Below are 16,753 nucleotides of genomic sequence, written 5' to 3'. Positions count from 1 at the left end.
CATTGGCGGGTCCGTAGCACTGGAAGCCGGTGCCACGGCGGGCAACTAATCGTGGTGCGGAATCTGCGGCCGGCTGGTCCGGTGGATGGCGCCCACCGCAGTCTCGTGTTCGCGGCCGTGCAAGGTGCCGCGATCCTTGGGGTGCTTGTGTTTCCCGCTGCCGTCCGGCCATTTGGGGCCGTTCGCCGAGGCGGGGGTTTCGACCGGCTCAGTCTCCGGTGCGGGCGCCTCGTCCATGGATTCCGCCAGGTGGCCGGCGAGCTCCGGCTCCAGCTGCCCCCCGGGATTGTTCTCAGCCATTGTGCTCTTCCTTTCCACATTGAAATGAAGTGTCCACCAATAGTAGGACTGCAGTTACTGCTTGTCTGCAGGCGCTACCAGCGGACTTTTTTCTGGGCAGGGCCTTGCTTGCCGCTTGCCTGCGTTGGCTTATGGCCGTGCGACACGCTCTGCGAACCGGCACCGCCGCGGGACTTGCTGGCCAGCATTTCGCGCTGGGCGTCCGTCAGCCGGGACTTGATGCCCTTGCCGGCGTTCTGCGCGTCCTCGTCCGGCGTGCCGGCTTCCTGCGCATCGGTGCTTTGGCCGGTTGCCGGTTCGGCGCTCTGGGTGCTGTCTTTATCGTTCACGGTGCTCTCCTTGTGGTGCGGAATCGGGTGGCGGTGATGAGGTGCGGACGCACACGCTGCAAGATCGCGGTGGAGAAGTCACGACGACGGGGGTCGGCCGGGGATCAACACGGAAGTACGCCTCCCATGGGTCAACCTTAGGCAGTGATCCGGCCGGTTGGGAACCCCCGCTCCAGGGAGGGATTCAGGGCCTGCACGGAGGGCCGGGCGGGTGGGCGCTCAGCGCCGAATCCGGCGCGTTTGGGGCTTTTTTGGCCGGTTCATCGGAAAATATTTGGTAACGATGCGCGGTTCGCCCGGGTTTCCAGTGCTGGCGCGGTGAAACGGCGCATAAATAAGTTCCGTTTCGGTCCCCTATCAGCCCCGGAACCCCGGATCATACGCCACCGAACTCGGAAACTCCATGGAAGTCGCGTAAAATTGAAAGCCTGCCCGGAGCGGGGCAGCTACAAGTCGCAAGCAAATGACCTCCATGGGAGAAGCCCAAATGCCCAAAGACCGAAGCATGACCGACTCTTCAGCAGGCGTGGATAACGCCCGCGGAACCGACAATATTTTGCCTGAGGGCGTTACGCCCCAGGGCGCCAAGAAGCCGAGGCTGTTGCCTCGCCGCAGACTCAAAGTCTCCGACGTCAACGTCGTCAACAAGCCGATGCTTAAGAAAGCACTCGGCGGAACCATCGTGGGTAACACCATGGAGTGGTACGACGTCGGTGTGTTCGGCTACCTGATCACCACCATGGGTCCGGTGTTCCTGCCGGAATCCGATCCGTCCACGCAGACGCTGTTCCTGCTGGGCACGTTTGCCGCCACCTTCATCGCCCGCCCGCTTGGCGGGGTGATCTTCGGCTGGTTCGGTGACAAGGTGGGCCGCCAGAAGGTCCTGGCAGCAACCCTGATGCTGATGGCGGCTAGCACGTTCGCCATCGGCCTCCTGCCCGGCTACGCGCAGATCGGACTGTGGGCGGCCGCCTTGCTGGTGCTGCTCAAGATCGTGCAGGGGTTCTCCACCGGCGGCGAGTACGCCGGAGCCACCACCTTCGTGAGCGAGTACGCCCCGGACAAGCGCCGCGGGTTCTTCGCCAGCTTCCTGGACCTTGGAAGCTACCTTGGCTTCGCCATCGGCGCCGCCCTGGTATCAGCCCTCCAGCTGACCATGGGCCAGGCCGCCATGGAAGAGTGGGGCTGGCGCATTCCGTTCCTCGTCGCAGGTCCCCTGGGCCTCATCGCCGTGTACTTCCGGAGCAAGATTGAGGAATCCCCGCAGTTCCAGGCAACCCTGGACGCGCAGGAAGAACTCAGCAAGGACGCGGCCAAGTCCTCCGACCTTGCCGCCAAGGGCCCGGTAGGCGTGGTGAAGGCCAACTGGCGCCCCATTATTGTGGCCATGATCCTGGTGGCAGCGGCGAACACGGCCGGTTACGCACTGACCTCCTACATGCCGACGTGCCTCACGGACTCCAAGGGCTACGATCCCGTCCACGGCACGCTGCTGACCATCCCCGTGCTGGTCGTTATGAGCCTGTGCATTCCGCTGACCGGAAAGCTTTCGGACCGCATCGGACGCCGCCCGGTGCTGTGGATCGGTGCCGTGAGCACCATCGTGCTGGCAACTCCCGCCTTCCTGCTGATCGGCGTCGGCGAGATCTGGTCCACCCTGGCCGGCCTGGCACTGATCGCCTTCCCCGTGACGTTTTACGTGGCAAACCTGGCCTCGGCCCTGCCGGCCCAGTTCCCCACGTCCAGCCGCTACAGCGCCATGGGCATCGCCTACAACTTCTCCGTGGCGATTTTCGGCGGCACCACGCCGTTCATCGTGGCAGCGCTGATCAAGGCGACCGGCAACGACATGATGCCGGCGTACTACCTGATGGCTACCTCGGCCATTGGCGCGGTGGCCATCTACTTCCTGAAGGAATCGGCCAACCGTCCCCTGCCGGGCTCCATGCCCAGCGTGGACACCAAGGCGGAGGCCCATGAGCTCGTGGCCACCCAGGACGAGAACCCGCTGATCAACCTGGACGACATGCCGTTCGAGGACGAGCTGCGGGAAACCGAAAAGGTTCCTGCGAAGGCCTGACCTTGTAGTCCAGCACCCCGCCCGATGAGGCCTGCTTTGCACCATGTTCCTTTGTGACAGCGTGCAAAGCAGGCCTCCGGCGCGTCTGGCAGACTTTTTGCGGTAGAAGATTACGGACGGAAGATCGGAGGTTCGCATGGCACACGCCCTGCTGCGGCATCTCCGCGCCCTGCACAGCCTCGGCCCGGCCAACAACGATCACCTGTCTGCCCTCCGGGTTGCCGTGAGCGTGGCGGTTCCCTCGCTCGCCCTCCTGTTCCTGGGACGACCGGACCTGATCATCTACGGCGTGTTCGGCGCCCTGACGGGAATGTACGGGCGGTCCGAACCCCACCAGCTCCGCCTCACGCACCAGGCCCAGGCAGCGCTGGTCCTGCTCAGCGGGGTTGGCGTCGGCATCTTCCTGTCCGTCAACCACTTGCATTCGTGGTGGCTGGTGGGTGTGGAAGCCGTCCTGGCCGGCGCCGGTTCGGTGTTCTCCGACAGGGTGAACCTGAAGCCCAACGGCCCGTTCTTCGGAATCCTTGCACTGGGCGCCTGCGCTTCCGTCCCCACAACCGTCCCCTGGTTCGCGGCGCTCCTCATCGCCGCTGCCTCCGCGGCGTTTTCCATCGTCATCGGGTTTGGCGGCTGGGTGCGCGGCCGAAGGTGGCAGCCGGGAGCGGTCCGGGCCGCGGCACCCTTGAGCGGACTGCGGCGGCACGCGGCAGTGATCCACGCGACGCGGTATGTGCTGGCAGTAGGAACTGCCGGCACCATCGGCGTCCTCAGCGGCAGCGGCCACCCCCACTGGGCCATGGCTGCCGCAGCGGTTCCGCTGGCCGGGGCCGACCTGCCCAGCAGCGTGCACCGCGGCCTCCACCGCATGGTGGGGACCTTCCTGGGACTGGTGGTCGTCGCCGTCGTACTTCTTCCGGCCCCCTGGGCGCCGCTGACGTTCTTTCCGGGGGCGGAAGCCGCCGTGCTCGCGGTGCTGGTCATCGTTTTCCAGTTCACCACCGAACTGTTCATGACCCGGCACTACGGCCTGGCGATGGTGTCCTTCACCCCGGTGATCCTGTTGATGACGCAGCTGGCCGCCCCGGCGGACCCGCGACTGCTCATCACGGAACGTGCGGTGGAAACGGTGGTGGGCGCGGTGACCGGAATTTTGGTCATCGTGCTGGTCCGGCGCCGCCGCCTGGCCCGCTAGGCGCGCAGCTACTTCGCCGGCCGCCGCGGAGGCCCCGACGTGAACCGCGCGGGCAGCATCCTTGAGGCGGCTGCGACCATTTTGTACCGCTTCGTGGGGATGGAAACCGCGCGGCCGCGTTCGTTGTCCGCCAGTCCCTCGCGGACTACGCGATCGGCGTGCAGCCACAGCCAGCGCGGGGCCACGGTCTTGTCCATGCCCATGCGTTCGTGGAATTCGGTGTGGGTGAAACCGGGGCACACCGCAGTCACCTTCACGCCGCTCCCGGCATAGGCCAGGTTGGCCCAGCGGCTGAACGTCACCTGCCACGCTTTCGCCGCCGAGTAACTCCCGCGGTTGGCGAAGGCCGCAACGCTGGCCACGTTGATGATCCTGCCCGAGTGGCGCGCCAGCATTCCCTGCAACGCCGCGTGGCACAGTTCCATGGGCGTCTGGACATGCAGCCGGAGGTGCCTGCGTTCCTCGTCCAGGCTGTTCTGGTCGAAGGGCTTCAGCAGGCCGATCCCGGCGTTGTTGACCAGGATCTCCACCGGACGCGCCGGGTCGGAAAGGCGTTCGACGACGGCGGCCACCCCGACGTCGTCCGTCAGGTCCGCGGACAGCACCTCAACAGTGATGCTGTAGTTGTTCTCCAGTTCATGCGCGGAGGCCCGCAGCCGCTCCGCGTCCCGCGCAACAAGCACCACGTGGTGGCCCTGCTCGGCGAGCTGGCGGGCAAACTCGGCGCCAAGGCCCGCGGTGGCGCCGGTGATCAGGGCTGTGGTTCCGGGAACTTGTTCGGTCATGGCAGAAGCCTAGTAGCCCGTTGCCCCTGGCGCCCCTCCTAGCCAGCGCCGAGATGGCACATCACGGCAGTTTCTGCGGCCACGACTGCCGTGATATGCCATCTCGGCGGACCCTCCTAGGCGAACGTTGCGAGCGGGTTCGCCAGCCGGCCTGCCATCTGCAGGCCTCCGGACGGGTCCGCGAGGTCCAGCATCTGCTGGTTGTTGCGCAGCTGCAGCCTGTTCAGGCAGGAGAACTGGAAGTGGGGCGCAAACAGGTCATGGCGGGCAAACTGGTCCGCCAGCTCCGGGTGTTCGGCCTGGTAGTCGCGAATGGCCTCAGCCGCGATGCGCCAGAATTCCTTGCCGCCAAGCACTCCGTCTTCCTCGAGGAGGGCACCGAGGAACCGGAAGATGCAGTCAAATACATCGGTGAAGATGGCCAGGGCCTTCTCGCCGTCGGGAATATCCACTTTGATCCGGGACACGGCCTCCGGCAGCTCAAGCCGGTCCCCCATCACCACGATTTCCTCGGCTATATCCTTCATCACTGCGCGCACGGGGACGCCGTTTTCGAGGACAAGGATCACGTTCTCGCCGTGCGGCATGAACGCCAGCTCGTAGCGGTACAGGCAGTGCACCAGCGGAACGAGGTAGGCCTCGAAGTACCGGCGCAGCCACTCCCCCGGTTCGAGCCCGGACTGTTGGATCAGCGCGGACACCATGGGCCTGCCGGCCGAGTCAACGTGCAGGAGCGAGGCCATGGTGGCCAGCTGCTGGCCGTCCTTCAACAACGGCAGCGGGCTCTCCCGCCACAGCGCCGACAGCATTTTCCGGTACGGCGAATCTTTGACGGATGCCGCCTCGTAATAGCCGTTGTGATAACCGATGGCGGCCACCTCGCGGATCATGGCAAGTCCCCTGCCCCGCAGGGCATCGTCGCTGCTGATCAGCTCCTGAAGCCAGTCATTGATGGCCGGGGTGGCCTTCATGTACAGCGGCGAGAGCCCGCGCATGAAGCCCATGTTCAGGACGGACATGGCCGTCTTCACGTACGCCTTTTCTGGCGCCGCGGTGTTGAAGAATGTCCGGATGGACTGCTGGGCCTGGTAGCTGTCCGCCCCGATGCCGAGGTGGACAATGTGCTGCCGGGCGATTTCGGCCGCGAAGGTCACCGTCAGCTTGTTCTCCCACTGCCACGGGTGCACCGGCATCAGGAAGTACCCCGCCGGGTCCAGCCCCAGGGCACTGAGCTCGGCGGCGAAGAAGGCGAGGGCGCCTGCGCCCAGTTCGGTTTCAAGGTGGGCGGCGTAGTCCAGCCCCTCGCTGGAGGTGAACACTGCCGTGCTCCGGTGCACTGCGATCCATTCCAGCTGAACAGGGGCGCCGGCTTCCGGAGCAAAGGCGCGGTAATCGTTGATGCCGAAGCCCAGCCGGCCGTTGTTGGCCACGAAACAGGGGTGGCCTTCGGTCATGCTCCGTTCAATGGCCTGGAAGTCCGTGGCCGCATCCGCGCCCCGGGTGATGCCGGCTGCCAGTTCAGCGGAGGACGGCTGGCCCATCCACTGCTTATAGGCATGGCTGGAGAGCGTGCTGCTGATTTCTTCGAGGTACACCGGAAGCATCTCCTCCCGGATCCCCAGGGCGTTGCGGAATTCCGTGATGAACCGGAGCGCATCCAGGGGCGCGTCCTGCCCCTCGCGGCTGGACCTAATCGAAGCGGCGTCCACGGACCAGTGGTCCAGCTGCAGGATCCTGGCGGAGAACCGGTATTCAACCGTGGCGTCATCACTCAGTACCCGGTAATCGTGGGACCGGGCTGCGGATTCCCTGCCGCCCCCGGCAGGGTCCCCGGCGCTGGTCCGTTCCGGGCTGAGGATGCGCTCGTGGGAGAACTCGGCGAGCGCCTTGCGGACCAGGTGGCGGTTGGCCGCGGCCCAGCGTTCCGGGGTGAGGTGTGTTGCCGCGTTGTCCGCGGTCCGGATGGATTCAAGTTCAGCGACGGTCATAGTGATGCTCCCTGCTGGATCGGGGACGGGTGGATCGGGGTGAATGAAGGGCTGCGCGTGCGGAGTGGAAGGCCTCCCGCGTGCAGAAACTGAGGAGGGCCTGCTTGTCCGGCAGTGCGATCTCTCCGGCAGGCTGGAATCCCAGCCGTTCATTGAGGACATGGATTTTGTGGTTACGGGCGTCGGGCTCAACCACCACGCGCTCCACCCTGTCCTTCGCAAAAAGCCGGTCCAGGACCGTTTCCATCACGGCGGCGGTATAGCCGGTGCGCGGCGGCCCGGCCGGCGGGGCCACCAGGAGGTGCATCCCGATGTCCCCCGGCTGCACGGCGTACAGGCTTGCCAGCGGCGAGAAGGCCGGAAGGTACTCCTCCATCAGGAATGCGGGGACGCCGTCGTCGAGCCCCAGCAGCGCATGGTGGTGCCCGCTGGACTGGATGGTGGAATATTCCTCCACAACGTCGGCCACGGTGGCGGACTGCATCCCCCAGAAGGAGGCGTACGGCCGGGTCACCCAGTTGTGGAGGAGCTGTGCGTCGGCGACGGGGTCAAAGCAGCGGAACGTGAAACTCATGCGTTCACCAGTGCCCGCTCCGGCAGCCCGAACTCCTGGAAGGCAATGCTTTGTTCCACGGGGTAGACCTCGCGCCCGCAGATCCCGCGCAGGATGCAGGAGTTGCGGTAGGCGGCCATGCCGAGGTCCGGCGTGACAAAGCCGTGGGTGTGCAGTTCGGCGTTCTGGACGAAGATCTCGCCGGGTTCGACGCCGGTACTGTAGTTGCGCTCCACGGCGAACCTGCCGGCGCCGTCCCGGGCGATGCGGTCCTGCACCCCGGCCAGAAACTCCGGTTCGCGGTAGCCGTAGCCGGTGGCGAGCACCACGGCGCCGGTGTCCAGCGAGTAGTCCGCGCCCTGCTCCTCGTGCCGCAGCTGCAGGGTGTGTGTACCGGATGCCGGGTCCCAGGACGCCCCGGTGAGTGCCGAGTGCGTCAGCAGCCGCGTGTCCACGACGCCGGCGAGGCTCTTGGCATAGAGGAGGTCGTAGATGGCGTCGATGAGCTCGGAGTTGATGCCTTTGTACAGGTTCTTCTGGCTCTTGATCAGGCCGTCGCGCTGCTCCTCCGGAAGCCCGTGGAAGTAGTCCACGTACTCCGGCGACGTCATCTCCAGGGTGAGCTTGGTGTACTCCAGCGGGAAGAACCGGCCGGACCGGGTAACCCAGTTCAGCCCGTATCCGTGGACGTCGATCTCCTGCAGCAGTTCGTAGTAGATTTCGGCGGCGCTCTGGCCGCTCCCCACGATGGTGATGCTCCGCTGCTTCTGCAGTCCACTCTTCCGCGCCAGGTAGTCGGCGTTGTGGAGCACCACACCGCCGCCGTTGGCTGCCGCCTCGACTATTCCGCTGCAGGCAGCAGGGACATACGGCGACGTTCCGGTGCCCAGCACCAGCCGCCGCGCGCACAGCACCTCAGGCCCTGCGGGACCGTCCACGGACAGCGTGTACACGCCGTCGTCGTACGTGATCTCCCGGACGTCCGTGCCGAACCGCACCGATTCGAGCTGGCCGGCCACCCACTGGCAGTACTGGTTGTACTCGGCGCGGAGCGGGTAGAAGTTTTCCCGGATGTAGAAGCGGTAGAGCCTGCCCGTCTGCTTCAGGAAGTTCAGGAACGAATACGGGGAAGTGGGGTCGGCCAGCGACACGAGGTCCGCCATGAACGGGACCTGCAGGTGGGCGGGCTCCAGCATCATGCCGGGGTGCCAGTCGAACGAGTCGCGGCGCTCCAGGAACACCGCGTCGAGCCCGTCCACAGGTTCCGCAAGCGCGGCGAGTCCCAGGTTGAAGGGTCCGACGCCGATTCCGGCGACGTCGTAAATGCGGCCCGCGCCCGAGGTGCTGGAGTTGGAGGTGCCGGAGTTGGAGGTGCCGGATGCTGCGCTCACGCTGCGGCCTCCTGCCCGGAAAGCAACGCTTCGCCGGTGCTGCGGAGCAGGCTGATGATCGAGTTGATGTCCTCCGGGGTGGCCTCGGCGTTGAGCAGCGTGAACTTCAGGTAATGCCTGCCGGCCACCTTGGTGCCGGCCACCACCGCCTCGCCCGAGGCAAATACCGCGGCCCGGATGGCCGGATTGAGGGTATCCGAAGTGTCCTCAGCGAGGCGTTTTCCGTCAGCAAGGACCGGGCGGTAACGGAACACGAGCGTGCTCAACTGCGGTTCGGCGGCCAGCTCAAAGTCCGGATCCTCGGCCAGGGCCTGCCCGGTGCGGGCTGCAAGGTCGATCGCTTCGTCCAGCAACGCACCCACGGCATCCGCCCCCATGATCCGGAGGGTGAGCCAGAGCTTCAGCGCGTCAAAGCGCCGCGTGGTCTGGATGCTCTTGTCCACCTGGTTGGGAATACCCGCCAGCACCGCGCTCTCGGGATTGAGGTAGTCCGCATAGTAGGTCACGTGCTGCAGCATGGCCCGGTCCCGCACCAGCAGGGCACTGGAACTGACGGGCTGGAAGAAGGTCTTGTGGAAGTCCACGGTGATCGAGTCGGCCAAGCCGATTCCTTCCAGCCGGTGCCCGTAGCGGCCGGAAACCATGAGCCCGCCGCCGTAGGCGGCGTCGACGTGGAACCACGCCCCGTACGCCCTGGCGAGGGCGACCAGCTCCGCGAGCGGATCCACCGCGCCGAAATCGGTTGTCCCGGCGGTTCCCACTACGGCCATCGGCACCAGGCCGGCGTCGACAGTCCGCGCGAGGGCGGCCGCCAGCGCGGCCGCGTCCATCCGGTGGTCAGGTCCGTACGCGACCGGCACGACGGCGTCGTACCCCAGTCCCAGCATGGACGCCGACTTGCGGATGCTGAAGTGGCTGTCCTCCGAGGCGAAGACCCGCAGCTTGTCCAGCAGGCCCGGCAGCCGGAGGGAATCATTGCCGGGCAGCTTCCGCAGCGCGGCGACTGCGTGGTTGCGGGCAATAAGCAGCGCCTGGAGGTTGGACTGGCTGCCACCGGACGTGAACACGCCGTCCGCCGTGTCGCCCAGGTGCAGCCGCTCCGCAGTCCAGTCGATGAGGCGGCGCTCGATCATGGTGGCGCCGGCGCTTTGGTCCCAGGTGTCCATGGAGGAATTCACGGCGGACAGGATGCTCTCCCCCACCAGCGCCGGGATGACCACGGGGCAGTTCAGGTGGGCCGCGTACTTCGCGTCGTGGAAGTAGACGGCGTCCTTCAGGTACACCTCTTCAAGTTCAGCCAGCGCGGCAGCGGTGTCCGGGAGGGGGCGGCCCAGGTCGACGGCGGCGACGCGTTCCCGGAGTTCGCGAGGTCCGACGCCGGTGAACGGTTTGGTGGTCCGCTCCAGTTTGGTGGCCACGGCGTTGACGCCCTGGAGGACCTGGGCCACGTAGCGCGGCGCATTGCGGGAGTTGAACAGATGGTTGGTGGCGGCAAGGGCGAGCTCCACCCGGGAGCCGAAGTCGTGCCCGGCAGTCGGGGCAGGGAGGCCCAGGGGTTTTTGGTCCACAGGGGGCAACAGCGTCACAAGGTTTTCCTTTGGTAGGCGTTTGGCGGCGCGCTAACGCGTAGCAAGGCAAGCCTTACTTAGGTAAACCTTTTAGTCAAACTTTTGTGAGCTAATTGTTAAATTGGCGGATTTCCGGGGTGGTTGAGGCTCAATCGGGCGTCATTGACTGTCGCCGACGCAGCGGTTGGGGCAGAATTCGCCGCCTAATGCGTGGCGGTGGCTGCTGACTTGCGGCGGCAGAGCAGGGTCCAGCGGTTGCCCTTGTCCTCCTTGGCATAGGAAAACTGGTCCAGGGCCACCTTGGCCAGCGCCAGTCCGCGGCCGCTCCCGGACATGTCGTCCGGCAGTTCGGCCGCCCCCAGGTCGATGCCGGCAGGCCGGGCGTTGTCCGTGAATTCGGCATACAGCCGCTCCGGTTCGCATTCGACCGCCAGGACGAACCGGACGGGGTCGGTGCTGGCCGGCTGCGAATGCTCGATGATGTTGGACGCCACTTCGATGAGCGCCGTCTCGAACCGGATCCGGTCCATGGGCTCAATCCCGGGTTCGCCAACCCAGACTTCCTCCAGCAGCTCATGGATCAGCTCCAGGCTTTCGGGAACCGCGGCGGCCCGCAGGCCGAACTGGCTGCTCATCAATAGGCTCCGTCCACGGAGGCTACCGGCTGCAGCACCCTGTTCAGGTTGGTCATCTCCAGGACCGCCGTGATCTGCGCCGTGGGGTTGGCCAGCCGGAGGTCGCCGCCGGCCTGCCGGGTCTTCTTCAGACCGGTAATCAGGGCGCCCAGGCCGGACGAGTCAATGAAGTCGGTGCCGGCCAGGTCAACCACCAGCCGGACCGTGCCGTCGCTGATGAGCGCGTCAATGTTGGCGCCGAGACGCGGCGCAGAGACCATGTTGAGCCTCCCCACGGGACGGATCACGCCCACGCCGTTGGCCAGGGTCTCATTGGTGAATTCGATCATCGACTTACCTCTTTCGTTTCGTTGCTGTCCAGCCAGGCATCATAGCCGGGGTAGCGGACAGCCTCGATGACCACGCTGAAGATCAGCAGGTCGAAGGCTATCCACACAAAGTTGACGGAACTGCCCAGGACATCTCCCTGGCCCAGCAGGAGGCGGATAACGCCCGCCACTGCAGCGAGGACAAGGACAGCCATGGCAATCAGCTGCGGCCGGACCAGGTGCCACGGCAGCCGGTTGCGTTCCTGCAGCGTCTTGGGGGTGACACGGAAGTCCAGGTCCCGGCCCAGGAATACGTTCCCGAACGCGGATGTGACGGATTTGATCCAGGTGGGGAAAAGCGCCAGGGAGTACTGCTGGCCGCGCCACGTCTTGACGCCGCGTCCCACCACCATGAACAGGATCTGGTTGATCACGAGGAACGGGATGAGCCGGAGGAAGAACTCGTTGCTCAACGACTGCACCGGCAGGATTCCGAGCACCAGGTAGATGACAGGAGCGGCAATGTAGGCCACGGCGGCAAACCCGGACAAATAGCTCCACATGGTTGCGAGGTACATCAGCCTCTGGGCCACGCTGAGCCCTTTTTGCAGCAGCGGGTTCTCCCGGAACATCACCTGCATGGTGCCCTGGGCCCACCGCAGCCGCTGCGTCAGCATCGAGTCGAGGTCCTCGGGGGCCAGGCCGTCGGCCAGCTTTTCGTGGTGGTAGGCCGACTCCCAGCCGAGGGAATGCAGCCGCATGCATGTGGCCATGTCCTCGGTAACCGAGATGGTCGCCAGCGGCATCACGGCCTGGGCCTCGCCAGCCTTCTCGGCGTTCACGGAATCGATCAGGACGCGCACGGTTTCCACCGCTCCCAGTGGGGACCAGTCGCGCTGTGACAGCCTGTCCAGCGCAACGTCGTCGACGACGGCGAGGGAGCCGTCGACGTCGATGGTCCGGGAAAGCCCCTCAATGGAGTTCAGCTCCGCATGCAGCGCCGCGAAGTCTTCGGCCACAAGGTTCCGGGCCACGGCGTCCACGCGCTCCTGGAAGCGGTACGTGACGCCGGCAATGGCCTGTCCCTCGCTGAGCTCACGCCGGACCTGCTGCAGGTCAGCCGCCACGGTGTTCAGTGCCGCGGCCAGCCGTTCCTGCCCGGGGCCAAGCTGGCGCCTCGCCCTGGCCACCACTTTGTCCGCCGTCTTGAGCGCCTTGTTCAGGGCAAGTTCCGTTTCCGAAACGTAGCGCATCACGCCCAGCTGCATCAGGGCTTCCCGGCGGATGATCGCGTTGGAGCCGCAGAAGAACGCGGCGTTCCAGCCGTCCTTGCCCTGCTGGATGGGGCCGTAGAACAGGGGCGCCTGGCTGCCCAGCGGATCATTGGGCGGGACATTCACGAACACCTGGGGAGTCTGGACCAGGGCCATCTTGCGGTCATTGAAGTAGCCCAGCGTATGGTCAAGGATCTTCGGATCCGGCATTTGGTCGGCGTCCAGGATGAGCATGAACTCGCCGTCGGTGGCGAGCAGCGCGTTGTTCAGGTTGCCTGCCTTCGCATGGCGCGGCCGGTTGGCCCAATCCTCGGAGCGGGTGATCCAGCCGATTCCTTCGGCTTCTGCGATGGCCCGCAGTTCGGCGCGGTTGCCGTCGTCGAGGATCCAGGTCCTGTGCGGGTACTCAATGTTCCTGGCGGCCCGCGCCGTTCCCATGACGAGGTCCAGCGGCTCGTTGTAGGTGGTGATGAACACGTCCACGGTCAGGCCGGCGGGCGGTGGCGGCGGAGTGTCCCGTTGCCTGTAACGCCACATGGTGACGCCGAACAGCAGGGAGTCCAGCAGGGAGTAGGTCTCGGCCAGGACCAGCGGAACCGCGATCCACCATGCGTCCCAGTTGATCGAGACCATCCAGCGCCAAATGATGTAGTTCAGGCCGAGGATGGCCGTGGCCAGGACGATCAGCCTGATCGTCAGCTGTCTCGGTGTCAGCCCTCGTAGTGTCAGCTGTCGCGGTCTCATGCCTGCCTCCGTACAACGATTGCGGTTACGTCGTCCACCGCAGTGGCTGCCAGCTCGTAGCCGGGCATGTGGGGCGTGCGGCCCGGCAACAGGGCCTCCTGCACTTCCTTGGCCCGGGCAAGGTCGGTCCGCTCAATGAGTTCAGCCTGCGCCCAGGCCGCGAGCTCCTGGAAGAGCTCAAGTTCATCCGGCCGGAATACCCTGGGCCGGTCGTCATAGACGCTGAAGGAACCCACCATTTCGCCGTGCCTGTCCACTAGCGGTTCTCCGGCGTAGAAACGCACGTGGGCTTCGCCGGTGACGCCGGGCAGATCCCGGAACCGCCTGTCCTCTGCCGCATTTTCCCCGATCAGGCGCTCACCCGTCTCAGCGGTGGTGCTGCAGAAGACCTGGCTGAGCGGCGCCTGGTGCCCGTCAAAGCCGTCCGCGGACTTAAACCAGGCGGTGTCGCCGTCGAAAATGGTAATGGTGGCTATGGGTGCCCGGAACATCAGCCGCGCCATGCGCGTGATCCGGTCGAACCGCTCTTCCGGCGGGGAGCCCACAATCTCCAGGCCTGCCACCGCCCGGGCACGCCTGCTGAGACGGTCCTGCGGAAGTCCCCATGCTTCCGGCGCGGATTGCACCACATTTCGCCCCAGCACGCCCGGCTGTCCCCCTGGATCCTCGTCCGTTCAGTCAGCCGCCGGGTGAGGATCCGGCTCCGGGGTGAGACCGTGGAGCGGGAAGGGCGGACTGTCCTGAGTCACTCCAACAATATCCGCCCGGCACGGAAAAGGGCTAAGGCGCGGAGCGGATTATGGTCCCGGAACCGGGGTTCGGGGTCAGCCGGCCGCGACTTCCTCCTGCGAAGGCCCCTCGGGTTCCGTCAGGTGCCGCTGATGAAGTTCCTCCGCGGCCAGTTCGTACCAGGTATGCGCCCCGAAGGAGGGGCTGCGAGTGTCCAGGTGCCGGTACAGTGCGTCGGCCAGTTTGCCGAGCGCATCGTCGGACAACGCCCGGACTGTCGAAGCGGGATCCAGGTTCCCCTCGAGGTACTCGGACAGTTCCAGGCCGTCAATGGTGCGCTGTTCCCCGGCAACTGCAGGACCTCCGTCGAGGTCGAACCCCGGGTTGGCTTCAGCCTCCAGGAGTGCGTTGATTTCCCCGTCAAGGGTGGACTCCGCGCCGCCGGCTAGCCCGGCGTGCTCAAGGCAGATGGGAAGTTCCGCGGGCTCGGCCAGCGTGAGCCGGAAAGCTTCGGGGCCGCCTTCAGCGTTCTGCCCGGCGATGTGGCGCAGGTACATCAGGACCTCGGGGTCCAGGTGCGACGCTTTGTGGAGGTCAACGGTGATGTCCTGCTCCGGCGAGAGCCGGCGGCCACGGCGCATGATGTGCAGCAGCACTGGGTAATTTACCTGGGTCAGGCATCCGGCGACTTCGAGGGTCACCCGTCCGGGATCAACATCCACACGGACCAGCACACGCAGCTTATGGTTCAAGGTTTCTCCCAATGAGACATCCAAGAGCCAGCTTCATAACTCACCTAAACCATACGAAATTGTTGTCCGTGCCACAAGCTGCCCGTCCGGTCCGGGCCCTTCGGCTCCGCCCGGACCCGGAGTTGGAACCCGGACCTGGACTTGGAACATGGAGGAGACCACGCTGGACACATCCGTGGCCGAACAGCTGCAGGACCTGGTCATCAGCAGCAACGACGTTTCCTGCGCTGTCACGCTGCGCCGTCACCGCCGGACCTCCACGGCAGCCTGGAGCAACCCGGAGGCCTGCCTCTTCGACGAGATCCAGCACAATTACGGCGACGGCCCCTGCCTCCACGCGATGTCGCTTTGCAGGCAGCTATCCTCACCAAGGCCTCCAGCGGCCGGAACGCAATCCTAGGAAGCGGTCACCTCGTCCGTCGGCGGCTGCTCAGGCCAGTCGATGAACTGGCCGTAGGCGTCGTGCTTCTTCAGGTAGCCGTAGATGAAGGGGCAATGCGGGATGATCCGCTTGCCTGCGGACACCACGTCATCGAGGGCGAAATGCACCAGCACCTTTGCCAGCCCCTGCCCTTTGAATTCCTCCGCCGTGTCGGTGTGGATGAAGTCCACGTGCCCGGGCCTGTCCACGAAGCGCGACTGCACCGCCAGTTTCCCGCCGACAAGCAATTCGTAGCGGTGGAGGTCATCATTCCGGATGGTGGTGACGTCCGGGCTGAACGTGTCTTCAGTGGATACCGTGTTCTCCGTCATGGTTCGACATTGGCACTAAAAGGCGCCTGTGGCAATGGTCCGAGGGCGGCGCCCGGCGCGCCGCCGGGCGCCTCCGGAATCCGGCCAAGCAGGAGCACGGCCAGGGCAAAGCACGCCGCGCCCCCGCCCAGGAGGGCGAGCGTCAGCCCGTTGACCGCGGCGTCAACCACCGGGATGAAGACGACGACGACGGCGGTGACCACCGCGGCTGCCGGCCGGCGGCGGGAGCGCGCAGGCGCCGTCGGCCGCTCTTCCAGCCGCCCGAACACGGCAAGGACCGGCAGCAGGAGCGCGATGACGCCGAACAGGACCACGGGCCGCGACCACCACCAGGAAGCGGTTCCGGCTGCCGGCTTGGGGAAATCGGTAAGCAGCAGCAGCCCGGACATGGCAGCCAGCAGCGGCAGGTGCCACAAGTAGACCGTCATGGCGCGCCGCCCGGCCAGTCCCACCACGGCCCGGACCCAACGCGCCGATGCGGCGCCGATGAGCGCCGGCCGGGAGAGCTGGAGCGCCGCCGCCTGCGCCGCGCCAAGAAGCAGCAGGCAAAAGTTGGGCGGGTTCAGGTTAACCAGCATGTTGCCGCGGTACAGCCCCAGGCCAGTCACCAGGCCCAGGAGCAGGTTGCTCCCCACGATGACCCCCACCAGGGCGGAGGCGCCGGGCTTGCCCGCCGGGACATCCGCGAGGAAGAACCCGAGCTGCTGGACGGCGCACCACAGGAACAGGATGTTGGCGTAGGCCAGCAGCGGCAGGGTCCCGCGGAAGCAGTCGACAGCGATCACGAGTGCAGTGAGGCCGGCCAGGGTCAGCCAAGGCGCACGGTCATGGAGCGCCGCAAGCACAGGAATGTTCAGCTGGGCCGCCAGGTAGGCGGCGAGGAACCACAGCGGCATGCCGGCACCGGTGACAATCAGCTCCACCACTTGAGGTTCAACGCCGAAGAGCCGCGCCACCCATAGTCCGGCAAACATGACGGCCAGCAGCGCGGCGGCGGGCCGGACAAGCCGCAGCAACCGGGCCTGCGCGAATTCGAAGCCGTTGCCGCCGCGGACCCTGAGCCGCCGCCAGGACTGCAGCCCCGTGATCCCGCCGGCCACGAAAAAGAGCGGCATCACCATAAAGATCCAGATGACCGGCTCGAACCAGTCCTGCAAGGCGAGAGTGTTTTCGGTGGTGACGGTCCCGTCAGGGTTGAGCACGGGGCTGACCATCATGGTGTGGCCCACCACCACCAGGGCCAGGCAAAAGAAACGGGCAAGGTCGATCACGGCGTCGCGGTCCGGCGCGGGCAGGTCCTGCCCTCCGCTGGCCTGCGGCTTCTGCTGCTGCGGAACACCCATGGGGCTCCCTAGGACGCGGAACGATTCTC

Annotated in this window: 17 protein-coding genes; 3 read left to right on the top strand and 14 right to left on the bottom strand. The window is 65.9% G+C overall.

The genetic code is table 11. The features are described 5' to 3' along the window. Positions 1–45: 45 nt before the first annotated feature. On the bottom strand, positions 46–300 hold the full coding sequence (locus tag AC1MDG_RS01715; RefSeq protein WP_479807108.1) for a hypothetical protein: 255 nt from the start codon (positions 298–300) through the stop codon (positions 46–48). Positions 301–374: 74 nt separating this feature from the next. Further along, positions 375–629, bottom strand: a complete 255-nt coding sequence (locus AC1MDG_RS01710; protein ID WP_479807106.1) for a hypothetical protein — start codon at positions 627–629, stop codon at positions 375–377. A gap of 487 nt (positions 630–1,116) precedes the next feature. Here AC1MDG_RS01710 and AC1MDG_RS01705 point away from each other — a divergent pair, with 487 nt between their 5' ends. Continuing rightward, on the top strand, positions 1,117–2,709 hold the full coding sequence (locus AC1MDG_RS01705; RefSeq protein WP_479807104.1) for an MFS transporter: 1,593 nt from the start codon (positions 1,117–1,119) through the stop codon (positions 2,707–2,709). A gap of 136 nt (positions 2,710–2,845) precedes the next feature. Next, entirely contained in the window at positions 2,846–3,901 is a 1,056-nt protein-coding gene (locus AC1MDG_RS01700; RefSeq protein WP_479807102.1) for an FUSC family protein, read from the top strand. 8 nt (positions 3,902–3,909) lie between these two features. On the opposite strand, the gene AC1MDG_RS01695 is transcribed toward AC1MDG_RS01700, so the two are convergent. From AC1MDG_RS01695 to AC1MDG_RS01650, 10 genes are all read right to left on the bottom strand, one after another. Continuing rightward, positions 3,910–4,686, bottom strand: a complete 777-nt coding sequence (locus AC1MDG_RS01695; protein WP_479807101.1) for an SDR family NAD(P)-dependent oxidoreductase — start codon at positions 4,684–4,686, stop codon at positions 3,910–3,912. 116 nt (positions 4,687–4,802) lie between these two features. After that, positions 4,803–6,674: an IucA/IucC family protein gene (locus AC1MDG_RS01690; RefSeq protein WP_479807099.1), complete on the bottom strand. Its 1,872-nt coding sequence runs from the start codon at positions 6,672–6,674 to the stop codon at positions 4,803–4,805. Continuing rightward, a complete protein-coding gene (locus tag AC1MDG_RS01685) occupies positions 6,661–7,248 on the bottom strand; it encodes a GNAT family N-acetyltransferase (protein ID WP_479807097.1) in 588 nt (195 codons plus the stop codon). The genes AC1MDG_RS01690 and AC1MDG_RS01685 overlap by 14 nt, the downstream gene beginning before the upstream one ends. Next, positions 7,245–8,618 carry a lysine N(6)-hydroxylase/L-ornithine N(5)-oxygenase family protein gene (locus tag AC1MDG_RS01680; protein ID WP_479807095.1) on the bottom strand — a complete coding sequence of 458 codons (1,374 nt, stop codon included), beginning with the start codon at positions 8,616–8,618 and terminating at the stop codon, positions 7,245–7,247. Before AC1MDG_RS01680 ends, AC1MDG_RS01685 begins: the two co-directional genes overlap by 4 nt. Next, positions 8,615–10,198: a pyridoxal phosphate-dependent decarboxylase family protein gene (locus tag AC1MDG_RS01675; protein ID WP_479808998.1), complete on the bottom strand. Its 1,584-nt coding sequence runs from the start codon at positions 10,196–10,198 to the stop codon at positions 8,615–8,617. The genes AC1MDG_RS01680 and AC1MDG_RS01675 overlap by 4 nt, the downstream gene beginning before the upstream one ends. Positions 10,199–10,389: 191 nt before the next feature. Then, the gene (locus AC1MDG_RS01670; protein WP_479807093.1) at positions 10,390–10,821 is read right to left on the bottom strand and encodes an ATP-binding protein; all 432 of its coding nucleotides are present in this window, start codon (positions 10,819–10,821) and stop codon (positions 10,390–10,392) included. Then, positions 10,821–11,150 carry an STAS domain-containing protein gene (locus AC1MDG_RS01665; RefSeq protein ID WP_479807092.1) on the bottom strand — a complete coding sequence of 110 codons (330 nt, stop codon included), beginning with the start codon at positions 11,148–11,150 and terminating at the stop codon, positions 10,821–10,823. The genes AC1MDG_RS01670 and AC1MDG_RS01665 overlap by 1 nt, the downstream gene beginning before the upstream one ends. Then, a complete protein-coding gene (locus tag AC1MDG_RS01660) occupies positions 11,147–13,147 on the bottom strand; it encodes a glycosyltransferase family 2 protein (RefSeq protein ID WP_479807090.1) in 2,001 nt (666 codons plus the stop codon). Before AC1MDG_RS01660 ends, AC1MDG_RS01665 begins: the two co-directional genes overlap by 4 nt. Beyond that, positions 13,144–13,776 (bottom strand): GAF domain-containing protein, encoded by a 633-nt coding sequence (locus AC1MDG_RS01655; RefSeq protein WP_479807088.1) that lies wholly within the window; start codon positions 13,774–13,776, stop codon positions 13,144–13,146. Before AC1MDG_RS01655 ends, AC1MDG_RS01660 begins: the two co-directional genes overlap by 4 nt. Positions 13,777–13,971: 195 nt before the next feature. Further along, entirely contained in the window at positions 13,972–14,628 is a 657-nt protein-coding gene (locus AC1MDG_RS01650; RefSeq protein ID WP_479807086.1) for a hypothetical protein, read from the bottom strand. A 148-nt stretch (positions 14,629–14,776) separates the two neighbouring features. Here AC1MDG_RS01650 and AC1MDG_RS01645 point away from each other — a divergent pair, with 148 nt between their 5' ends. Further along, positions 14,777–15,028 (top strand): hypothetical protein, encoded by a 252-nt coding sequence (locus AC1MDG_RS01645; RefSeq protein ID WP_479807084.1) that lies wholly within the window; start codon positions 14,777–14,779, stop codon positions 15,026–15,028. On the opposite strand, the gene AC1MDG_RS01640 is transcribed toward AC1MDG_RS01645, so the two are convergent. Together AC1MDG_RS01640 and AC1MDG_RS01635 are read right to left on the bottom strand one after the other, a co-directional pair. Then, positions 15,025–15,381: a GNAT family N-acetyltransferase gene (locus tag AC1MDG_RS01640; protein ID WP_043477193.1), complete on the bottom strand. Its 357-nt coding sequence runs from the start codon at positions 15,379–15,381 to the stop codon at positions 15,025–15,027. The two genes, AC1MDG_RS01645 and AC1MDG_RS01640, sit on opposite strands and share 4 nt — an antisense overlap. Continuing rightward, positions 15,378–16,724: an acyltransferase family protein gene (locus AC1MDG_RS01635; RefSeq protein ID WP_479807082.1), complete on the bottom strand. Its 1,347-nt coding sequence runs from the start codon at positions 16,722–16,724 to the stop codon at positions 15,378–15,380. The genes AC1MDG_RS01640 and AC1MDG_RS01635 overlap by 4 nt, the downstream gene beginning before the upstream one ends. Between the last annotated feature and the right edge of the window lie 29 nt (positions 16,725–16,753).

The sequence above is a fragment of the Arthrobacter sp. AIWTK1 genome (assembly GCF_056680535.1).
Note: the sequence above shows the minus strand (reverse complement) of the source record. Positions and strands in the feature narration are given on the sequence as shown.